This window comes from Desulfocurvus vexinensis DSM 17965, assembly GCF_000519125.1.
Classification (GTDB): Bacteria; Desulfobacterota; Desulfovibrionia; order Desulfovibrionales; family Desulfovibrionaceae; genus Desulfocurvus; species Desulfocurvus vexinensis.
Genome location: NZ_JAEX01000010.1, coordinates 20,928 through 38,079 on the forward strand (window position 1 = coordinate 20,928; position 17,152 = coordinate 38,079).

Annotated in this window: 18 protein-coding genes and 1 tRNA gene; 7 read left to right on the forward strand and 12 right to left on the reverse strand. The window is 69.3% G+C overall.

What is annotated here, in order from left to right; all coding sequences use genetic code 11:
* Positions 1–113: 113 nt before the first annotated feature.
* Complete coding sequence (locus G495_RS0108680) at positions 114–1,799, forward strand: hydantoinase/oxoprolinase family protein (protein ID WP_028587486.1); 1,686 nt, start codon at positions 114–116, stop codon at positions 1,797–1,799.
* Between the two features lie 141 nt (positions 1,800–1,940).
* On the opposite strand, the gene G495_RS0108685 is transcribed toward G495_RS0108680, so the two are convergent.
* Both G495_RS0108685 and G495_RS0108690 read right to left on the reverse strand, forming a co-directional pair.
* On the reverse strand, positions 1,941–3,743 hold the full coding sequence (locus G495_RS0108685; RefSeq protein ID WP_028587487.1) for a chloride channel protein: 1,803 nt from the start codon (positions 3,741–3,743) through the stop codon (positions 1,941–1,943).
* 7 nt (positions 3,744–3,750) lie between these two features.
* A complete protein-coding gene (locus G495_RS0108690) occupies positions 3,751–4,692 on the reverse strand; it encodes a bifunctional riboflavin kinase/FAD synthetase (RefSeq protein ID WP_028587488.1) in 942 nt (313 codons plus the stop codon).
* 191 nt (positions 4,693–4,883) lie between these two features.
* Here G495_RS0108690 and G495_RS0108695 point away from each other — a divergent pair.
* A tRNA-Leu gene (locus G495_RS0108695) sits at positions 4,884–4,970 on the forward strand.
* A gap of 139 nt (positions 4,971–5,109) precedes the next feature.
* Here the strand turns inward: G495_RS0108695 and G495_RS0108700 are convergent.
* Genes G495_RS0108700 through G495_RS0108710 form a run of 3 tightly spaced genes read right to left on the reverse strand, consistent with a single transcriptional unit; the run spans position 5,110 to position 7,014 of the window.
* Complete coding sequence (locus tag G495_RS0108700) at positions 5,110–5,343, reverse strand: thioredoxin family protein (protein ID WP_028587489.1); 234 nt, start codon at positions 5,341–5,343, stop codon at positions 5,110–5,112.
* Positions 5,344–5,353: 10 nt separating this feature from the next.
* Entirely contained in the window at positions 5,354–6,655 is a 1,302-nt protein-coding gene (locus G495_RS0108705; RefSeq protein ID WP_028587490.1) for a permease, read from the reverse strand.
* Positions 6,656–6,711: 56 nt separating this feature from the next.
* Positions 6,712–7,014, reverse strand: coding sequence for an ArsR/SmtB family transcription factor (locus tag G495_RS0108710; protein ID WP_028587491.1), 303 nt, complete (start codon positions 7,012–7,014; stop codon positions 6,712–6,714).
* Between the two features lie 130 nt (positions 7,015–7,144).
* Between G495_RS0108710 and G495_RS0108715 the strand changes: the two genes are divergently transcribed.
* The 3 genes from G495_RS0108715 to G495_RS0108725 are packed head-to-tail and all read left to right on the forward strand — an operon-like array spanning position 7,145 to position 9,057.
* Complete coding sequence (locus G495_RS0108715) at positions 7,145–7,489, forward strand: ArsR/SmtB family transcription factor (RefSeq protein ID WP_028587492.1); 345 nt, start codon at positions 7,145–7,147, stop codon at positions 7,487–7,489.
* Positions 7,490–7,513: 24 nt separating this feature from the next.
* Positions 7,514–8,611, forward strand: coding sequence for an ACR3 family arsenite efflux transporter (arsB, locus tag G495_RS0108720; RefSeq protein WP_028587493.1), 1,098 nt, complete (start codon positions 7,514–7,516; stop codon positions 8,609–8,611).
* A 17-nt stretch (positions 8,612–8,628) separates the two neighbouring features.
* Positions 8,629–9,057, forward strand: a complete 429-nt coding sequence (locus G495_RS0108725; protein WP_028587494.1) for an arsenate reductase ArsC — start codon at positions 8,629–8,631, stop codon at positions 9,055–9,057.
* A gap of 102 nt (positions 9,058–9,159) precedes the next feature.
* On the opposite strand, the gene G495_RS18400 is transcribed toward G495_RS0108725, so the two are convergent.
* From G495_RS18400 to flgB, 7 genes are read right to left on the reverse strand one after another with little or no spacing between them, the layout of a single operon-like run.
* The gene (locus G495_RS18400) at positions 9,160–10,488 is read right to left on the reverse strand and encodes a FliI/YscN family ATPase (RefSeq protein ID WP_156939652.1); all 1,329 of its coding nucleotides are present in this window, start codon (positions 10,486–10,488) and stop codon (positions 9,160–9,162) included.
* Between the two features lie 20 nt (positions 10,489–10,508).
* Entirely contained in the window at positions 10,509–11,315 is an 807-nt protein-coding gene (locus G495_RS18405) for a FliH/SctL family protein (RefSeq protein WP_084458057.1), read from the reverse strand.
* Positions 11,302–12,300, reverse strand: coding sequence for a flagellar motor switch protein FliG (gene fliG / locus G495_RS0108740; RefSeq protein WP_028587495.1), 999 nt, complete (start codon positions 12,298–12,300; stop codon positions 11,302–11,304). Before fliG ends, G495_RS18405 begins: the two co-directional genes overlap by 14 nt.
* The gene (gene fliF / locus G495_RS0108745) at positions 12,300–13,916 is read right to left on the reverse strand and encodes a flagellar basal-body MS-ring/collar protein FliF (RefSeq protein WP_028587496.1); all 1,617 of its coding nucleotides are present in this window, start codon (positions 13,914–13,916) and stop codon (positions 12,300–12,302) included. Before fliF ends, fliG begins: the two co-directional genes overlap by 1 nt.
* 42 nt (positions 13,917–13,958) lie before the next feature.
* Entirely contained in the window at positions 13,959–14,297 is a 339-nt protein-coding gene (gene fliE, locus G495_RS0108750; protein WP_028587497.1) for a flagellar hook-basal body complex protein FliE, read from the reverse strand.
* Positions 14,298–14,318: 21 nt separating this feature from the next.
* A complete protein-coding gene (gene flgC, locus G495_RS0108755; RefSeq protein WP_028587498.1) occupies positions 14,319–14,756 on the reverse strand; it encodes a flagellar basal body rod protein FlgC in 438 nt (145 codons plus the stop codon).
* A complete protein-coding gene (gene flgB, locus G495_RS0108760; RefSeq protein WP_028587499.1) occupies positions 14,757–15,167 on the reverse strand; it encodes a flagellar basal body rod protein FlgB in 411 nt (136 codons plus the stop codon).
* A gap of 510 nt (positions 15,168–15,677) precedes the next feature.
* On the opposite strand from flgB, the gene G495_RS0108765 reads away from it, so the two are divergent.
* Complete coding sequence (locus tag G495_RS0108765; RefSeq protein WP_028587500.1) at positions 15,678–16,241, forward strand: tetratricopeptide repeat protein; 564 nt, start codon at positions 15,678–15,680, stop codon at positions 16,239–16,241.
* A gap of 215 nt (positions 16,242–16,456) precedes the next feature.
* Positions 16,457–17,056, forward strand: a complete 600-nt coding sequence (locus tag G495_RS0108770) for an IMP cyclohydrolase (RefSeq protein ID WP_028587501.1) — start codon at positions 16,457–16,459, stop codon at positions 17,054–17,056.
* Positions 17,057–17,152 lie beyond the last annotated feature (96 nt).

Here is a 17,152-nt window from a genome sequence, read left to right on the forward strand (position 1 = left end):
GACCGCTGGCCGGAAAGGGGTTTGACTTGCGCCGCGTCTTGGTATGCACTGGCGCGGACGGCCTGGGCTTTTGCCCGCGCCGCCGCATGCTGCACGAGCGCAAGAGAGGGGCCATGCTGCTGGGAATCGACGTCGGCGGGACGCATACGGACGCCGTGGTGCTGGACAAGGGCCGGGTGGTGGCCGAGGCCAAGGTGCCCACGGACCACGACAACCTGCTGCTCTCGGTGCGCGCGGCCCTGGCGGCGGTGCTGCGCGGGGTGGACCCCGGGGCCGTGCGCCGGATGAACCTGTCCACCACCCTGTCCACCAACGCCATCGTCGAGGGCAAGACCGAGGAAGTCGGCGTGCTGGTGGCGGGCGGGCCGGGCATCGACCCCGAGAACCACCGCGTGGGCGGGCATTTCCATGTGCTTGGCGGCTCCGTGGACCATCGCGGCACCGAGGTCGCGCCCCTGGATGAGGCCGGGCTGGCCCGCGCCGTGGCGGCCATGCAGGCGGCGGGGGTGCGCGTCTTCGCGGCGGTGGGCAAGTTCTCCACGCGCAACCCGGCCCACGAGCAGGCCATGGCCCGGACCCTGGCCGCAGGCGGCGGGGCCGACCATGTGACCCTCGGGCACAGCCTGTCCGGGGTGCTCAACTTCCCCCGGCGCATCGCCACGGCCTATTTCAACAGCGCCGTCTGGCGGCTGTACAACGACTTCGCCTGGGCCGTGCAGGAGAGCGTGGCCGACTTCGGGCTGCGGGCGGAGATCAACGTGCTCAAGGCCGACGGCGGCACCATGCCCCTGGAGCTGTCGCGCGCCTGCCCGGTGCAGTCCATCCTTTCGGGCCCGGCGGCCAGCGTCATGGGCATGATCGCCCTGTGCGACATCCGCGACGACTGCGTGATCCTCGACGTGGGCGGCACGACCACGGACATCGCCGTGTTCGCCGACGGCTCGCCGGTCATCGAGGAGCACGGCATGAGCGTGGGCTCCTATCCGACCCTGGTGGGCGCCCTCAAGGTGCGCTCCATCGGCGTGGGCGGCGACTCGGCCCTGCGCGTGGGCCCGGCGGGGATCACCGTGGGCCCCGACCGGCGCGGCCCGGCCCTGGCCACCTGCGGCCAGGGCGCCGCCGGGCGGCCCTGCGCCCCGGCGCTCACCGACGCCCTGAACGTGACCGGCGCCTGCGCCTTCGGCGATGTGGAGGCCTCGCGCCGGGGGCTGGAGGAACTGGGCGCGCCCTGGGGCCTGTCCGCCAGCGAGCTGGCCCGCCGGGCCGTGGACGCGGCGGTGGCCGCCATCCTGACCGCAGCCCGCGACCTGGTGGACGAGATCAACGACAAGCCGGTCTACACCATCCGCGAGCTTTTGGGCGGGCGGCAGGTGCGCCCGGTGCGCCACTACGTCATGGGCGGCCCGGCCCAGGCCCTGGCGCCGCTGCTGGCCCGGGCCTCGGGGCTGGACGTGCGCCTGCCCGCCCACCACGCCGTGGCCAACGCCATCGGCGCGGCGCTCACGCGCACCACCCTTGATGCCGAGCTGTTCGCCGACACGCACAAGGGCCGCATGCTCATCCCCGCCCTGGGGGTGGACCGCGCCGTGCCGCGCACCTACACCCGCGAGCAGGCCGAGGCCGACGCGCGCCAGGCCCTGGCCGCACACATCCGCACCCTGGGCGCGGACCTGGACGGCGCCGAACCCGAGATCATCGAATCGGGCGCGTTCAACATGGTGGAAGGCTCGCGCACCCTGGGCCGGACCATCCGCGTCAAATGCCAGGTGCGCCCGGGCATCACCCGCCGGGCGCGCTAGCAGCCCGCCCCCAGGCGGCCACCGGTCGCGTTGCCCGAAAAAGCCACGCCCGGCGCGCATTGCTGCTGCGCGCCGGGCGTGTTTTTTCCGCGCCGTGTGGCTCGCCGTTTCAGCGGCCTGACGCAAGGGTTTTCCCCGCCGTCAGCCGGAGGCCGGGGCCTCACCGCGCAGCCGGGCCACGGCGGCGTGGTAGGCCTGGAACACGTCCTCGCGGTTGATGAGCCCCAGGATGCGCGTGGCGTCGGTGGGATCGACCACGGGAATCTGGCCGTAGCCCGTGTCCACGAAGCGCAGCAGCGCGGAGTAGAGGTCATCGGCGGGCAGCAGGGTGGCCGGGGGCCCGGCGATGTCGCGGGCCACCACCAGGTCGAACAGCGCCGTCTCGAAGATCACCCGGCGGATGTCCTTGACCCCGAGGATGCCGGTCACGGCGTCGTCCGCCCCGCGCACGGGAAAGTACAGCTCGTTGGAGTTGGCCATGATGTCGGTGATGGCCTTGAGGGTCGTGCCCTCCTCCAGGGTTGTCACCCGGCCCGGGGCGAAGTGGTCCTGCACGCGCAGGGACTCCAGGACGTTGATGGTCATGTCGCCCAGGTGCGCCGGGGACTCGAACTTGTTCTCCACCTGGTGCTCGTACAGCGCGGTGCCCTTGCCCAGCAGGATGCACACCGCGCTGGCCAGCATCAGCGGCGCCAGCAGCCCGTAGCCCTGGGTCAGCTCGCAGACCATGATCAGCGGCCCGATGGGCGCGTTGGCCACCCCGGCGAAGAAGGCCGCCATGCCCACCAGCACGTAGCCCCCGGGCTGGGTCACCGTGTCGGGGAAGAAGCGGTGGGCCAGGGCGCCGACCACCCCGCCGGACATGCCGCCCACGAACAGCGCCGGGGCGAACATGCCCCCGGACATACCCGAGCCGATGGTCACCGAGGTGGCCACGATCTTGCCCAGCAGGATGCCCGCCATGACGCCCACGGCCAGCTCGCCCTTGATGGCCAGCTCCAGCCAGCCGTAGCCGCCCGCCAGCAGCTGGGGGAAGGCCATGCCCATGATGCCCATCAGCGCCCCGCCCAGGCCCATGGCCAGGATGACCCCCGAGCGCGCGGCCAGCCGCTCGAAGACCCGGAACTTCACGAACTCGAAGGTGCGGATGTGCAGCCAGCCCGTGAAGGAGCAGAAGAAGGCCAGGGCGATGTAGAAGGGCAGCTCGGCCACGTTGTCGAAGCGGAACTCGGGGATGCCGAAGATGGGATCGGTGCCGAAGAAGAAGGTGAACAGCGAGTAGGCCACCACCGAGGAGACCACCGAGGGCAGCACGGCCTCGGCCTCGAAATCCTCGCGGTAGATGACCTCCACGGCGGTGAGCGCGCCGCCCAGGGGCGCGCGGAAGATGGCCCCCAGGCCCCCGGCGGCCCCGGCCAGCAGCAGGATGCGCCGCTCCTTGGCCGACAGATGCAGGCTGGTTGCCAGCCACGAGCCCACGGCGGCGCCCACCTGGGAGATGGGCCCCTCGCGGCCCGCGCTGCCGCCGGTGATGATGGTCAGGATGGCCGTGGTGCCCTTGATGAGCGCGGCCAGGGGCCGGATGCGGCCTTCCTTGTTGTGGAAGGAGTCGATCATGGCGTCGGTGCCGTCGGTGCCGCCGCCGATGGTCTCGGGGATGAAGCGCGTGACCAGCCAGCCGGTGCCCAGGCCCACGGCGGTGGTCAAAAGCGGGATGATCCAGGGCCGCAGGGGCCCGGCGGGGGCGTGGAAGAGGTCCTCCCCGGCGGGGGCGGGCAGGGTCAGCCCGGCCAGGCGGTGCAGGATCAGGTGCTGCCCGTACTCCACGGCGGTGAAGAAGGCCACGGCGCACAGCCCCGACACCAGCCCCACGCCCACGGCCAGTCCCAGCCAGCGCATGGAGGCGCTGCGGATGATGGCGTGCAGGTGGTCGTGCAGGCGCATGGCGGCCTCAGGGCTGGGCCTGGGAGCTGGCCAGGATGGTCCGGGCCAGCTCGCAGTCGCGGGTGATCTGGGTGACAAGCTCCTGCGGGCCGTTGAACTTGCGCTCGGAGCGCAGCCGCTGCACGAACTGCACGCGCAGGTCGTCGCCGTAGATGTCCCTGTCGAAGTCCAGGATGTGGACCTCCACCGACAGGGCATGCTCGCCGAAGGTCGGGTTGGTGCCGATGTTGACCACGGCGGGCCTGGTCACCAGCTTGTGGGTCGCCCAGCAGGCGTAGACCCCGCCCGCCGGGTACAGCTCGTCCACCAGCCGCAGGTTGGCCGTGGGGAAGCCCAGCAGCCGCCCGCCGCGCCCCTGGCCGTGCTCCACCGTGCCGCGCACGGTGTAGAAGCGCCCCAGCAGCGGCTGGGCCTCCCACACGCGCCCGGCGCGGACCATGTCGCGGATGCGTGTGGAGCTGACCACGGCTCCGCCGTACATGTAGGGGTTCACGCGCTCGACCTGGAAGCCGTGCTGCGCGCCCAGGGCGGCCAGCAGCTCGTAGTTGCCCCGGCGGCCCTTGCCGAAGGCGTAGTCGTAGCCGATGACCATGTATTTCATGTTCAGCCCGTCCACCAGGTAGCGGCGCACGAACTCCTCGGGCTCCAGGGCGGCCATCTCGCGGGTGAAGCGCAGCAGCACGCAGATGTCCACGCCCTGGCGCTCGATGAGCTCGACCTTCTGCTCGGTGAGGGTGATGAAGGGCGGGGTGCTGCCGCCGGTGAGCACGCGCAGGGGGTGCGGGTCGAAGGTCACGGCCACGGACTCGTGGCCGTTGGCCTCGGCGCGGATGCGCGTGCGGGCCAGGAGCTTCTGGTGGCCCTTGTGGACCCCGTCGAAGTTGCCGATGGTCAGGCAGGAGCCGCGCAGGGTGTCGCGGAGTTCTTCCAGGTCGCGGACGACGATCATCTGTGGTTCCTTGGGTGGCCCGTGTCGGATGAGGCGAGGCCGTAGTGCTACCCCAAAAGGGCCCATGGTTCAAGCCGGGCGGCGCCCCCGGGAAAACGCCGCGTTAACATACTGGAATAGCATGGAATAAAAAATCACGAAAAAAGGCTTGCAAGGCCTCGAACCTTGGGTTTATAAGCGGCCTTCCTGATGCCGAAGTGGTGGAATTGGTAGACACGCTAGGTTCAGGGTCTAGTGGGGGTTTCCCCGTGGGAGTTCGACTCTCCCCTTCGGCACCATCAAGGTGATTAGGGCTCCGGCTGCACAGCCGGGGCCCTTTTCGCGTTTGTGGGGGGGGCAGGAGGGCCAGAGGCAGGGCGCGCGGCCAGCCGCTCCCCGTGGAGGGCCGCCGCGCGCCTGGCGGCGGCGGGAGCTTCCCTATTTCAAGAATTTGGCGATTTCTTCCGGGGCAAGGACCTTGCCCACGGCCTTGACCTCGCCGTCCACCACCAGGGCCGGGGTCAGCATGATGCCGTACTCGGAGATGCGCAGCATGTCCGTGATCTTCTCCACGTTGCAGGGCACGCCCGCCAGGGCCACGGCCTGCTCGGCGTTCTTTTTGAGCTGCTCGCACTTGGGGCACCCGGGGCCCAGCACCTTGATCTCGCGCATCGTATTCTCCTTAAGGGAAAAGGGTTCCGTAGAACATGCCGCTGGCCGTGGCCATGACCACCACCAGGGCGACGAACACCACCGTCTTTTGCGTGCCCATGACGCTGCGGATGACCAGCATGTTGGGCAGGCTGAGGGCCGGGCCCGCCAGGAGCAGGGCCAGGGCCGGGCCGTTGCCCATACCGTTGCCCATGAGCCCCTGGAGGATGGGCACCTCGGTCAGGGTGGCGAAGTACATGAAGGCCCCGGCGAATGCGGCGAAGAAGTTGGCTGCCAGGGAGTTGCCGCCCACGGCCTGGGCCACCCACTGCGAGGGCAGCAGCCCCTCGCCGCCGGGCCGCCCCAGCAGCAGCCCGGCCACCAGCACGCCGAAGAGCAGCAGCGGCAGGATCTGCCTGGCAAAGCCCCAGCTCGACCCGAACCACTGGCCCAGCTCGTCCTGGCGGGTGCTGGTCAGCAGGGTCAGCCCGGCCACACCGGCCACGAAGGCCACGGACGGCTCGTGGGGCAGGGCCAGCCCCAGGGCGGCGCAGACCCCGGCCACGGCCAGCACCTTCCACAGCGCCAGCCCGAACCAGGCCACCAGGCAGGCCCCGAAGCCCGCCGCGAAAAGCGCGGTGATGGGCCACTTGGCGGCGTGGATGGCGTGCCACAGGCCCTGGGGCTGCTCGGTGGCGCCCCAGTTGGCGAAGACCAGCACGCCGACCATGGTGGCGAAATACGTGGCGGTCTGCCACAGGGGGCGCGGCACCTCGGCCTCGGGCATGGCGGCCATGAGCAGGGCCTTCTGCTTTTCCTCGTTGCGGTAGATGAAGTGCATGGCCAGCCCGATGACCACGCTGAAGGCGATGGCGCCGATGGCCCGGGCGGCGCCCATCTGCGGGCCCAGGACGCGCGCGGTGAGCACGATGGCCAGGACGTTGATGGCCGGGCCGGAGTAGAGGAAGGCCGTGGCCGGGCCCAGGCCCGCGCCCATGCGGTAGATGCCCGCGAACAGCGGCAGGATGGTGCAGGAGCACACGGCCAGGATGGTGCCCGAGGTGGAGGCCACGGCGTAGGCCACGGCCTTGTTGGCCTTGGGGCCCAGGTATTTCATGACCGAGGCCTGGCTGACGAAGACCGCGATGGCCCCGGCGATGAAGAAGGCCGGGACCAGGCACAGCAGCACATGCTCGCGGGCGTACCATTTCACCAGCTCCAGGGCCTCGACCACGGCGTTGTCGAAGCGCGGCTGGCCCACGGGCAGGTAGAAGCAGGCCAGGAACACGGCGATGATGGTCAGCAGGGCTTTCCACTCGGATTTCCAGAACATGGGCGGACTCCTGAAAACAATTGGCGAAACGGCCAAATGAAGGTTCCAAAAAAACATCACTGGCCCAGCACGGACTCCACGCAGGTAAAGAAGTTGACCACGCAGGGCACGCGCAGGGTGTAGAAGACCTGCTTGCCGCGCTTGTTGTCGCTGACGATGCCCGCGTTCTTGAGCACCAGCAGGTGCTTGGACACGGTGGACACGTCCAGCCCGACCAGCTGCGTCAGCTCGTTCACGCACCGCTCCTGCCGGGCCAGGGCCTCGACCATGAACAGCCGGGCCGGATGGCCCAGGGCCTTGAGCACGGCAGCGCGCCGGGCGTAGAGGGTCTTGTCGAAGGGCGTATCGAGGGGCTGCATCGTTTTCTCTTTTTGCCAAATGTGCACAGGAGCAATACGCCCGGCCCCGGGGGCTGTCAATGCCCTGCGGAGCCTGCCGCCCCCCTCGGCCCGGCCTTGACAAATCCGCTCATGCGGATATGATGCATGCATGGATGATTTCGCTGCCACCCTCAAGGCCCTGTCGGACGGAACCCGCCTGCGCATCCTCAACCTGCTCGGCACGGGCGAGTTGTGCGTGTGCGACCTCATGGCCGTACTGGACATGCCCCAGTCCTCGGTGTCGCGGCACCTGGCCTACCTGCGGGGCGCGGGCTGGGTCGCGGGGCGGCGCAGCGGCAAGTGGATGTACTACCGCCTGCGCGACGAGCCGGGCGCGGGCCCGGGCGAGCTGCAGGGCACCCTGCTCGGCGCCCTGCGCGCGCAGCCCCGCGCTGCGGACGATCTGGCGCGGCTGGACGCGCACCTGCGCGACAAACAGGGCAGGCCCTGCTAGGGCCCGGCCCAAACGGAGCACCCCATGGCCGACACTGGCGAAAAACGCCTGTCCTTCCTGGACCGCTTCCTGACCCTGTGGATCTTCCTGGCCATGTTCGTCGGCGTGATGACCGGCTCGCTGCTGCCCGGCGTCAAGGACGTGGTCAACTCCTTCCAGGTGGGCACCACCAACATCCCCATCGCCGTGGGGCTGATCCTGATGATGTACCCGCCCCTGGCCAAGGTGCGCTACGAGGAGCTGGGCCAGGTGTTCCGCAACGGCAGGGTGCTGGCTCTGTCGCTGGTCCAGAACTGGATCATCGGCCCGCTGCTCATGTTCGGGCTGGCCCTGGCCTTTCTTTCCGGGCACCACGAGTACATGGTCGGGCTGATCCTCATCGGCCTGGCGCGCTGCATCGCCATGGTCATCGTCTGGAACGACCTGGCCCGGGGCGACACGGAGTACTGCGCGGGGCTGGTGGCCTTCAACTCCGTGTTCCAGGTGCTGTTCTTCCCGCTGTACGCGTGGTTCTTCATCTCGGTGCTGCCGGGGGTCTTCGGGCTGGAGGGCGCGGTGGTGGACATCACCATGGGCCAGATCGCCGAGAGCGTGTTCATCTATCTGGGCATCCCCTTCCTGGGCGGGATGCTTTCGCGCTTCCTGGGGCTGCGGCTCAAGGGCCGCCAGTGGTACGAGGAGCGCTTCATCCCGGCCATCAGCCCCCTGGCCCTGGTCTTCCTGCTGTTCACCATCCTGGTGATGTTCTCCCTCAAGGGCGACTACATCGTGCAGCTGCCGCTGGACGTGCTGCGCGTGGCCGTGCCCCTGTGCATCTATTTCCTGGTGATGTTCCTGGTGTCGTTCTGGCTGTCGTTCAAGGCCCGGGCGACCTACGAGCAGGCCACCACCCTGTCGTTCACCGCCGCGTCCAACAACTTCGAGCTGGCCATTGCCGTGGCCATCGCCGTGTTCGGCATCGACTCCGGCCAGGCCTTTGCGGCGGTCATCGGGCCGCTGGTGGAGGTGCCGGTGCTCATCGGGCTGGTGGGCGTGGCCCTGCGGCTGCGGGCCAGGTATTTCCCCCACGCCGTGAACACCCCGGGCGGGGTGTGCCACGTCAGCTGCAAGCCGGGCGCCTAGCGTCCACGGAGGGCACCATGCTGCGCATCCTGTTCCTGTGTACGGGCAATTCCTGCCGCAGCCAGATGGCCGAGGGCTGGGCCCGGCACCTGCGGGCCGGGGAGATCGAGGCCCACTCCGCCGGTATCGAGCGCCACGGGCTGAACCCCCTGGCCGTGCAGGCCATGGCCGAGGCGGGGGTGGACATCTCGGGCCAGACCTCCAAGACCGTGGACGAGCTGCCCGCTGTGGAGTTCGACGCCATAGTCACCCTGTGCGGCCACGCCAACGAGACCTGCCCGTATTTCCCGGGCCGGGCCCGGCGGGTGCATGTGGGCTTCGACGACCCCCCGGCCCTGGCGCGCGGCGCGGCCAGCCCCGAGGAGGCCATGGCCCCCTACCGCCGCGTACGCGACGAGATCCGCGCCTTCGTGGCCGGGCTGCCCGCCAGCCTGGACCAGCCCTGACCCCGCCCGCGCAGCCCCCGCACGCACAAACGCGACGGGGGGCCAGCCTGGGCTGGCCCCCCGTCGCGTTTGTGCGCCCCCCCGCGCTGAACAGCCCCTCGGCTAGCGCCCCCGGCCCGGGCCCGGCGGAGGCGGGGGCGGCGGCTGCATGACCTCGGCCAGGGTGGCCCAGCTGTCGGCCAGGGAGCAGCCCTGGCCCACGGCCTGCTGGAGATAGCCCCGGGCGGGCCCGTGCATGCGGATGGCGGCGTCGATGTCGGCGTTGGAGCCCTGGGCGTAGGCGCCGATGTTGACCATGTCCTCCACGCGGGCATAGGTGGCCAGGTGGCGGATGAAGCCGCGCCCCAGCTCCTGCTGGGCTTCGGGGGCCACGTCGGCGCGCAGGCGGCTGATGCTTTTGAGCACGTCGATGGCCGGGTAGTGGCCCTGGTCGGCCAGCTCGCGGGTCAGCACGATGTGCCCGTCGAGGATGGAGCGCGCGGCGTCGGCCACGGGCTCGTTGAAGTCGTCGCCGTCCACCAGCACGGTGTAGATGCCGGTGATGGTGCCCGCCGTGGAGCGCCCGGCGCGCTCCAGGAGCTTGGGCAGCTGGGCGAAGACCGAGGGCGTGTAGCCGCGCGTGGCCGGGGGCTCGCCAGCGGCAAGGCCCACCTCGCGGGCGGCCATGGCGAAGCGGGTCACGGAATCCATCATCAGCAGAACGTCGGCGCCCTGGTCGCGGAAATATTCGGCCACGGCGCTGGCCGCGTGGGCCGCGCGCATGCGCACCAGGGGGCTGTGGTCCGAGGTGGCGACCACGAGCACCGAGCGCGCCAGGCCCTCGGGGCCGAGGTCCTTTTCGATGAATTCGAGCACCTCGCGGCCGCGCTCGCCCACCAGGGCGATGACGTTCACGTCGGCGGAGGTGTAGCGGGCCATCATGCCCATGAGGGTGGACTTGCCCACGCCCGACCCGGCCATGATGCCCACGCGCTGGCCCTTGCCCAGGGTCAGCAGGCCGTTGATGGCCCGCACGCCCACGTCCAGGGGCTCGACGATGCGCGGGCGGCGCAGGGGGTTCAGGGGCTCGGCGTAGAGCGGATAGTAGTCCGTGGCGGCCACGGGCCCGGCGTCGTCCAGGGGTGCGCCGAAGGCGTCCACGGTGCGGCCCAGCAGGGCGGGCCCCACGGGGAACAGCGGCGGGCTGGCGGTGTTCTTGATGAGCGAGCCGGGGCGCACGCCGCGCATCTCGCCGTAGGGCATGAGCAGGCAGGCCCCGTCGCGGAAGCCCACGACCTCGGCGTAGAGCCCGCTGTCCTCGCGGCCCTCGGGCAGCAGTTCGCAGACCGAGCCCAGGGGCGCCTTGATGCCCTCGCCCTCGGCGATGAGCCCGACGACCTTGCAGACCTTGCCGAAGGTCTTGCAGGGGTCCAGGCCCCGCAGGATGTTCATGCACCCGCGCGGGTTGAGGCTCACGCGCCGTCTCCGTCGCCGCTGGCGGCCCGGGCGGCGCGCTCCGCGGCCTCGTCCACCTCCGGGCCGATGCCCGAGGCCAGCAGATGGTCGAGGATGGGCTCCACCAGGGCCATGCGGCTGGCCAGGGAATTGTCCACCATGCCCCGGTCGGATTCCAGGACCACCCCGCCCTGCTCCAGGGTCGCGTCGGGGCGCACGGCCCAGCGTTCCAGGCCCGGATGGCGGGCCTTGGCGCGCTCGAGCAGGTCCTGGGCCAGGGCCTGGTCCTGCGGGTGCACGCGCACGGTGAGCCCGCGGCGCGAGTCGATGGCGTCCAGGGCCTGGTCGAGCAGGGCGCCGAGAATTTCGCCGCGCCGCGCGTCCAGCTCCACGCGCAGCAGGCGGTGGACCACCAGGCGCAGCAGTTCCAGCACGTCCTGGCGGTACTGGGCCCACAGCTCGCGGCCCACGCCCTGCACGGCCTCCAGGGTCCGGGCCAGGGCGTCGGCCTGGGCTTGGGCGGCCTCTTCGGCCTGCTCCCGGGCCTGCTGGCGGCCTTCGGCCAGGCCCTCGGCCTGGGCCTGCCCGCGCAGGGTCCGGGCCTCGGCCACGGCGGCGGTGATGATCTCGCGGGCCGTGGCCTCGGCGCGCTCGCGCACCCGGCGGCGGTATTCCTCCACGTCCTTGTCCGTCCAGCCCTGGCGGCGCTCGCCTTGCAGCTCGGCCACGCTCATCTCGCCCAGGCCCTGGGCCTGGACACCGAGAATCACGCGGCCTGTGGCGCGCACGGGGCCCGTTTCCCGCTGGTCCCTAGACAAAGACATCCCCGCCTCCGCGTCCGATCATGATCCGGCCCTCGGCTTCCAGGCGGCGCACGATCTTGACGATATTCTGCTGGGCGGACTCCACCTCGGACAGCCGCACCGGGCCCATGATTTCCAGGTCCTCGCGGATCATGGCCGAGGCGCGCTCCGAGAGGTTCTTGAAGAACTTCTCCTGCAGGTCCTCGGTGCCGCCCTTGAGGGCCTTGGTCAGGTCCTCGTTGGAGACCTCCTTGAGCAGCTCGCGGATGGAGCGGTCGTCCAGGGCCTTGATGTCCTCGAACACGAACATGAGGTTGCGGATGTCCTCGGCCATCTGCGAGGATTCCTCCTCGATCTCGGAGAGGACCTCCTCCTCGGTGGCGCGGTCCACGGCGTTGAGGATCTCGGCCACGGCCTGCACGCCGCCGACCTTCTTGCCCTCCTTGCCGCCCATGGCGATGAGCTGGCTTTGCAGCACCTTGTCCACCTCCATGAGCATCTCCTCGGCCACGGCCTCCAGGCGCGCCAGGCGCATGAGGATCTCGGGGCGCACCCCGGCGGGCAGCTGCTGAAGCAGCTCGGCGGCCTGCTCGGGATGCAGGTGGCCCAGGATGAGCGCCAGGGTCTGCGGGTGCTCGTTGCGCAAAATCTGCGACAGGATGCGCGGGCTGACGTTCTCCAGCTCGCGGAAGGGCGCGGGCCCGGCGTCCAGGTCCAAAAGGTCCAGGATGTACTTGGCGGTCTCGGAGTCGAGGTTCTTCATGAGCAGCTTCTTGACCTGCTCGGGGCCGCCCATGAGCATCTCCGCATTGACCAGCAGCTGGTGGTGGAACTCGCGCAGCACCTCCTCCACCTGCTCCTTGGGGATGGTCTCCATTTCGACCATGGCCTTGGAGATCATGGCTATCTCGGAGCGCTCGAGGCGCTTGAACACGTCCGCGGTGAACTTCTCGCCCATGGCGAGCAGCAGAATCGCCGTCTTGTGCGGGCCTGCGAGGGGGGGCATTACGCTGTCGCCTCCTGCTTGAGCCAGGTCTTGATGATGGCCATGGCGCCGTCCATGTTCTGCTCACACAACTGCATGGCGTGGGCACGGATGTCGTCGATCTTGCGCAGGGCGTCCAGGGCGTCCTCTTCGTCGCCGTCGGTGATGGCGATGCGCCCCTGGCCCTCGGGCAGCCCGGCCAGGCCTTCCACGCCCTCGACCTCGGTCTTGGGCCGGATCAGGGCCATGACCACGGGCCGCACCACCAGCACCAGGAACAGGAAGATCAACAGCCCGTTGAGGAACGGCTTGCCCAGGCGGTGCACGTATTCCAGGATCAGCTCGCTCAGGTTGGGGGCGATCTCCTGGTCCGGCCCGCCAAAGGACATGCTGGTGACCTCAATGGAGTCGCCCCGCCGCTCGTCGAAGCCCACGGCGCCGGCCACAAGCTGCTGGATGCGCTGGAGTTCCTCGGCGCTGCGCGGGGTGAAGACCTGGGTGGCGTCGCCCTGCCCGTCCGCCGGTGCCTGCTCACTATACGTGCCATCGACGATGACCGCCACTGTCAGGCGGTCCAGTTCGCCCATGGGCACCACGATGTGCTTCTCGACCTTGTTGATTTCGTAGTTGAGCGTGCGCTGCTCGCGGGTGGAATCGAGCTGCGACAGGGCCCCGCCAGGGCCGTCGCCCCGGAAGTTGGGCTCGGGGGTGCCGCCCTCGATGTTGGCCTGGCTGGTCTGGGTCTCCTCGCTGCGCTGGTCCGAGCGGGCCACCTGGCTGTCGGGGTCGTACTCCTCGCTGCGGATGGTCTTCTGGCTGAAGTCCAGCTCGGCGTTGACCTTGGCGATGACGCGCCCCGGGCCGTAGAGCGGGGAGAGCATCTGCTCGATGCGCAGCTCCAGGTTCTGCTCCAGGGTCAGCTTCTTCTCCATCTGCGTGGTGCTCAGGCCGCCCTGCTCTTCCAGGGCCTTGGGCGAGTAGAGAATGCCGCCCCCGGTGTCGGCCACGGTGATGCTGTCGGGCGACATGCCTTCCACGGCCAGGGCCACCAGGTTGACGATACCCTTGATCTTGGTCGGGTCGAGCTTCTCGCCCTGCTTGAGCTTGAGCACCACCGAGGCCGAGGGCTTGGCCTGCTCCTCGATGAACAGGCTCTTGTGCGGGATGACCAGGTGCACCCGGGCGCGCTCCACCTGCGGGAACTCGGAAATGGTGCGCGCCAGCTCGCCTTGCAGGGCGCGCTGGTAGTTGATGTGCTGTACGAAGTCCGTCTGGCCGACCTTGACCTCGTCGAAAATCTCGAAGCCCAGGCCCTGGCCGTGCAGCTTGCCCTCGCCCGCGATCTTCAGGCGCAGGTCGTAGACCTTGTCGGCAGGCACGAGGATGGTCCCGCCGTTGTCTTCCAGGGTGTAGGGCACCTTCTCCTGCTGAAGCATGCCGACCACGGTGGCGGCGTCTTCGGGGAACAGGCGCGAATAGAGCACCTTCATGTCCGGCCTGTTCAGCCAGTAGATGAGCAGGAAGAACGTCAGGATCACGGCGGCGGACAGCCCGCCGATGAGAATGCGCTGGGAGACGTTGGTCTTGCCCCAAAAATTCCTGGCCTTGCCGAGGATGTCCGTCATGGCGGGCGACATGGTGCTCTCTCCGGGAGGTGCGGGGTGTTGGCGGCGTCAGTCCTAGAACTGCATCCGCGACAGTTCCTTGTAGGCTTCCAGGACCTTGTTGCGCACGGCCGAGGTCATGCGCATGGCCAGCCCGGCCTTTTGCAGGCTGATCATCAGCTCGTGGACGTTCTGGCGCTCGCCCGAGGCGAACTCCTCGACCATGGCCGACTTCTCGCTTTGCAGGTCGTTCACCTTGGCCAGGGACTCGCGCATGGTCTCGGTAAACGCGGCCTTCTGGCTTTTGCGGGCCTGGTCGGTAATGAAGGTCGCCTGCCCGGAGCCCGTGCGGCGCAGGCCGCCGGTCATCTGGGCGTTCTGGTAGGCGTTCATGGCGACGTTGCGGATGGCCATGGCGGTTCTCCTTGGGCGCGGCTAGCGCCCGATCTCCAGGGCCTTGTTCCACATGCTCTTCACGGACTGCATGGAACTGACGTTGGCCTCGTAGGAGCGGGTGGCGGTGAGCATGTTGGTCATCTCCTCCACCACGTTGATGTCGGGGTAGGTCACGTAGCCCTCCTGGTCCGCATCGGGGTGGCCGGGCTCGAAGACGCGCTTGCCGGGCCGCTCGTCGCGGGCGATGCCCAGCACGCGCACGCCCTTGAGCTCGCGGGTCTGGGCATCCTGCATGGCCTTGGCGAAGGGCGAGTCCACGTCGGTGGTCGCCTTGACCACGGTGCGCCGCCGGTAGGCGCCGCCCTCGGGGGTGCGCGTGGTCTTGGCGTTGGCCAGGTTCATGGAGATGATGTTCAGGTGCGTCCGCTCGGCGGACAGGCCCGATGCGCCGATGTCGAGTGCGGTCAGAAAGTCCATTTACTTGGCTCCTTCCGTGATCACGGTGGCCAGGCCCTCGAACTGCTTCTGCAGCGCGGTGCCCAGCGCGTTGTACATCAGGGTGTTCTTGGCCATCACCGCCATCTCCTTGTCCAGGTCCACGTTGTCTTCGCCGTGGATGATGCGGTGCTTGAAGCCCTTGACCAGGTCACCCTTGAAGCCCTCGGAGTCGAAGACCGTGGGCATGTGGTTTTCGTCGGTGCGGGTGATCTTGCCGCGCGCGTCGCGGTTCAGCGCGGCCTGGAGGTCGGCCTCGAACTCCAGGCGCCGGCTCTTGTAGTTGGGCGTCGTGATGTTCGCCAGGTTGCTCATGACGACATTTTGACGCTGAAGCCGCAGGTCCAGGACCTTGCCCGTCAGGTGGATATTGCTGTCGAATATGCCTTTCATGCCCGTCCTCCCTGGGTTTTGGGCCCCTGCCGCGCCGCCGGACGCCCCAGGGCGGGGCCGGGCCGGGCGGCTGGCACCTGCGGTTGAGCAACCCTTGTGCCAACCGGGCACTTTTTTCCGCACCCCGGCCCGGGTGCGCCCGGCATGGCCCGCCGCGCAAGGCAAACCGCCGCCGGGGGCCGGGCGCGCCGGGCCGCCCTCCGGCGCCGGGCCGGGTGTCGGCATTTTGCCCCGCCCGCCCCCGCTCCGCGCGGCCCGCCCAGGCCGGCGCCGCCCCGCCCGGGCAGGCCGGGCCACCCCTCGCGCGCGTTCCATGCAAAGGCGGCCCCGGAGCGCCCCGGAAGACCGCCCCGGTCGCACCCGGACGCACGTTCTGGCACGATGCTTGCTTGGCTGTGTGTGCCCGGAGGCGGGGAGCCTGCGGGCTGGGAATGCAACGTTGGCCCGGCCATTGCATGGGCATAGCCGCCGGCACGTTTTACCGGAATTTCCCACTGTGGAGGGGAAGTCATGAGCAACCATCTGGACTACGAAATCAACAAGGAACTCGGAGAGTGCTACCTCTTCATGGGTGACCTGGAGAAGGCCGAGCAGTACTACTCCAAGGCCGCCAGTTCCAACGGCGTGCACCCCGACCCCTACCTGGGGCTGGCGACCATCGCCGTGCAGAAGGGCGAGCTGGACAAGGCCCACGTGCTCTACTCCAAGGCCGCTTCCATCGAGCCGGGCGACAAGGCCCTGGCGGGCATGGCCCTGGTGGAGATGGAAACGGGCCGCCAGGACCGCGCCTTCGACAACTTTTCCAAGGCCCTGGACCTGAACCCCGAGAACATGGTGGCCATCTACATGCTGGTCCAGCTCGGGCACGTCCTTGGCCGCCTCGAAGAGGTCGTGCCGCACATGGAGGCCTACCTCGGCATCGACCCCCTGAAGCACGACGTGCGCTACTCCCTGGCGGGCTGCCTGGTCTGCCTGGACAGGCCCGCGCAGGCCGAGGAGCACCTCGTGCGCATCCTGGAGAACGACCCGGACCACGAATCCGCCCGCGAGCTCCTGGACCAGATCCGGTCATGACGCAGCGCGCCCGGACCGGACCAGGGCTCCCTCCCCCCGGGCCGGCTGCGCAGGCGATGACACGATAATCTCCCCTCCCCAGCCTGGTTCCCCAGCCCCGACGAGAGCTGCCGGGGCTGGGGCGCCAGGTCCCGCAGCGGAGGCCGGAGCGCGCATCCCGCCTTGCCAGGGCACGGCTTTTTTGGCACACATCGGCTGAAAAGAGAGGTGTGTGCATGGACCTGTTGCCCATCCGGCGCGCCATCCTGAGCGTGACCGACAAATCCGGACTCGTGGAATTCGCTTCGTTCCTCGCCCAGGGGGGCGTGGCGCTGTTCTCCACCGGCGGCACCCGCCGCAAGCTGCTGGACGCGGGCCTGAACGTGGCCTCCGTGTCCGAGGTCACGGGCTTTCCCGAGATCCTCGGGGGCCGCGTCAAGACCCTGCATCCGCACATCCACGCGGGCATCCTGGCCGACAAGGACGACCCCGAACACATGCAGACCCTGGCCGGGCTGCATCTGGCGCCCTTCGACCTGGTGTGCGTGAACCTCTACGACTTCGCCCACGCCGCCTCCAGGGGCCTGGGCCTCAAGGACGCCGTGGAGCAGATCGACATCGGCGGGCCGTGCATGCTGCGGGCCTCGGCCAAGAACTTCCACAGCGTGCTGGTGGTGCCCGGCGCGGAGCACTACGCGCGCGTGACGGACTCCCTGCGGGCCAACGCCATGGCCGCGCCGCTGCCTCTGCGCCGCGACCTGGCCTGCGAGACCTTCGCCCGGACCAGCGAATACGACGCCATGATCGCAGGCTACCTCGGCAGCCGCGACGCGTAAGCCCCCGTCAAACAACGGTGATCAAGGCAAGACGATATGTCTTGCCTTTTATTTTTTGGGTCTCTAGTCTCCTGTCAAGCCATACCCAACAGGAGA

Excerpts from the sequence above, each read along its gene's own strand:
- G495_RS0108725 (WP_028587494.1), top strand. The coding sequence starts at position 8,629 with ATGCTGCGCATCCTGTTCCTGTGTACGGGCAATTCCTGCCGCAGCCAG.
- G495_RS0108765 (WP_028587500.1), top strand. The coding sequence starts at position 15,678 with ATGAGCAACCATCTGGACTACGAAATCAACAAGGAACTCGGAGAGTGC.
- fliF (WP_028587496.1), bottom strand. The coding sequence starts at position 13,916 with ATGTCGCCCGCCATGACGGACATCCTCGGCAAGGCCAGGAATTTTTGG.
- G495_RS0108770 (WP_028587501.1), top strand. The coding sequence starts at position 16,457 with ATGGACCTGTTGCCCATCCGGCGCGCCATCCTGAGCGTGACCGACAAA.
- flgB (WP_028587499.1), bottom strand. The coding sequence starts at position 15,167 with ATGAAAGGCATATTCGACAGCAATATCCACCTGACGGGCAAGGTCCTG.
- G495_RS0108690 (WP_028587488.1), bottom strand. The coding sequence starts at position 4,692 with ATGATCGTCGTCCGCGACCTGGAAGAACTCCGCGACACCCTGCGCGGC.
- flgC (WP_028587498.1), bottom strand. The coding sequence starts at position 14,756 with ATGGACTTTCTGACCGCACTCGACATCGGCGCATCGGGCCTGTCCGCC.
- G495_RS0108680 (WP_028587486.1), top strand. The coding sequence starts at position 114 with ATGCTGCTGGGAATCGACGTCGGCGGGACGCATACGGACGCCGTGGTG.
- G495_RS18400 (WP_156939652.1), bottom strand. The coding sequence starts at position 10,488 with ATGAACATCCTGCGGGGCCTGGACCCCTGCAAGACCTTCGGCAAGGTC.
- G495_RS0108705 (WP_028587490.1), bottom strand. The coding sequence starts at position 6,655 with ATGTTCTGGAAATCCGAGTGGAAAGCCCTGCTGACCATCATCGCCGTG.
- G495_RS0108715 (WP_028587492.1), top strand. The coding sequence starts at position 7,145 with ATGGATGATTTCGCTGCCACCCTCAAGGCCCTGTCGGACGGAACCCGC.
- fliG (WP_028587495.1), bottom strand. The coding sequence starts at position 12,300 with ATGCCCCCCCTCGCAGGCCCGCACAAGACGGCGATTCTGCTGCTCGCC.
- G495_RS0108700 (WP_028587489.1), bottom strand. The coding sequence starts at position 5,343 with ATGCGCGAGATCAAGGTGCTGGGCCCCGGGTGCCCCAAGTGCGAGCAG.
- fliE (WP_028587497.1), bottom strand. The coding sequence starts at position 14,297 with ATGGCCATCCGCAACGTCGCCATGAACGCCTACCAGAACGCCCAGATG.
- G495_RS0108685 (WP_028587487.1), bottom strand. The coding sequence starts at position 3,743 with ATGCGCCTGCACGACCACCTGCACGCCATCATCCGCAGCGCCTCCATG.
- G495_RS0108710 (WP_028587491.1), bottom strand. The coding sequence starts at position 7,014 with ATGCAGCCCCTCGATACGCCCTTCGACAAGACCCTCTACGCCCGGCGC.
- G495_RS18405 (WP_084458057.1), bottom strand. The coding sequence starts at position 11,315 with ATGTCTTTGTCTAGGGACCAGCGGGAAACGGGCCCCGTGCGCGCCACA.
- arsB (WP_028587493.1), top strand. The coding sequence starts at position 7,514 with ATGGCCGACACTGGCGAAAAACGCCTGTCCTTCCTGGACCGCTTCCTG.